The organism is Blastocatellia bacterium, assembly GCA_035275065.1.
Taxonomy (GTDB): Bacteria; Acidobacteriota; Blastocatellia; order UBA7656; family UBA7656; genus DATENM01.
This window is the reverse complement of the sequence record DATENM010000013.1, coordinates 1-1,444: the sequence shown is the minus strand read 5'-3', so window position 1 is coordinate 1,444 and position 1,444 is coordinate 1. Positions and strand designations below refer to the sequence as shown.

The window sequence follows — 1,444 nt, the reverse complement described above, 5'->3', positions numbered from 1 at the left end:
CCTACCCGCCGTTGCTTGACGAAGAAGGCGCGCCGTTGCCGGCAGGGGCCTGACCATGGGACTGCGCCGCACGCTAGCATTTGACTCGGGGCTATCGCTGCGCCGCTTGCCGTTGCCTTTGGCGATAGTTGCAGGGTCGAATTGCGCCCCGAACCAAATTCGTGGCGCGAACAACTTTGCCCTTCAGCGACTGCGGGGAAGGCGCCCAACGCCCGCGTTCAGCGGGGCCGCGAACGGCCACTAAAGCACGCATGAGAAGTGCGCGGCGCGGCCTCCGCTGCAACGCTTTGTTGGGCGCCGCCCGCCACCCTCACCCTTCCGCCCCCCTCCTCCCACGCGCCGCTGATCACCGCCATGGCCTCGCTTTCCTCCTTCGCCTTCCCTTTCGACCCGCCCCCTCTGGCTACCTCCCATTTACGCCCTCCTGAAGAGTTGGGCTTCCCTTAGCCCGGGCTCGCGCCGCTCATTGGCGACGCCGAGATCGTCGCGCGGGTCAGCCAGCCGCTTCTCCGGAGCCCGCGCGCTCGACGGTGGCAAGATGCGGCGAAACGATGCCCCGTCTCGCGAGGGCGATTGCCGGTTGTTGGTTGGGGCGACGCTTGCTGTTGCATTTGGCCGTCGCCGCAGGGTTGAGCTGCGCACCGAACCAAGTTCCTGGCACGAACAACTTCGCTCATCAGTAACTGCGGGGAAGGCGCCCAACGCCCGCGTTCAGCGGGGCCGCGTGAGAAAAATGGGAAGCGATGAGAGACTTGCTTCGCGGCCTCCGCTGCAACGCCTTGTTAGACGCCTCTTTAGTAGTGATACCGGCATTGCAGGAAGTCTATTCTGTCATCAAAGACCAAGTACACAACCCGATGCTCTTGCGTCAACCTCCTCGACCAAACTCCCGCACCAAGATACTTCAATGGCTCTGGCTTCCCTATCCCGACGAATGGATCTCGCAAGATGGCCTCAACAAGCTCTAACGCTCTCAGCGCCGCCTTGCGGTCTGTCTCTACCCAATATTTCAAATCCTCTCGAAACTCTGGATGAAAGACCGCATCTCGCTCTTGCTTTTTATCCCGGCCTTTACCCTTCTTCGCCAAGTCCTACCTCCCGACGAAGCTGGGCCACCCTGCGAGGTTTTAGCTTTCTTGACCTGGCTCGCTTCAATGCGGATAGTAGCCGCTGCGCATTCTTAGGCGACCTGAGCAGGTGGGCCGTTTCGATCAGGCTGGATAGTTCATCAGCAGCCACTAAGGCCACATCCTCATTGCCTCGGCGGTTGATGATAACAATCTCTCTGTTTTCCGCGACCTCGTTGCATAGTTTAGCGAAATTAGCTCTGGCCTTTGTGTATGTCGTTTGAATTGCCATCACTCACCTACTTGTTTTGATGTGTACAGATTAACAGTACAGGTCGTCAAATCATTGGTCAAGGGCGGGCGATAGGCGTCTAACG

At 59.3% G+C, this 1,444-nt stretch carries 2 protein-coding genes; both read right to left on the bottom strand.

Annotated features, from left to right (window positions below):
- Positions 1–794 precede the first annotated feature (794 nt).
- Positions 795–1,088: a Txe/YoeB family addiction module toxin gene (locus tag VJ464_02020; protein ID HKQ03881.1), complete on the bottom strand. Its 294-nt coding sequence runs from the start codon at positions 1,086–1,088 to the stop codon at positions 795–797.
- On the bottom strand, positions 1,072–1,359 hold the full coding sequence (locus VJ464_02015; GenBank protein ID HKQ03880.1) for a type II toxin-antitoxin system prevent-host-death family antitoxin: 288 nt from the start codon (positions 1,357–1,359) through the stop codon (positions 1,072–1,074). Before VJ464_02015 ends, VJ464_02020 begins: the two co-directional genes overlap by 17 nt.
- Positions 1,360–1,444: the final 85 nt, after the last annotated feature.

Coding starts and splice junctions, on each gene's coding strand:
- VJ464_02015 (HKQ03880.1), bottom strand. CDS start 1,359: ATGGCAATTCAAACGACATACACAAAGGCCAGAGCTAATTTCGCTAAA.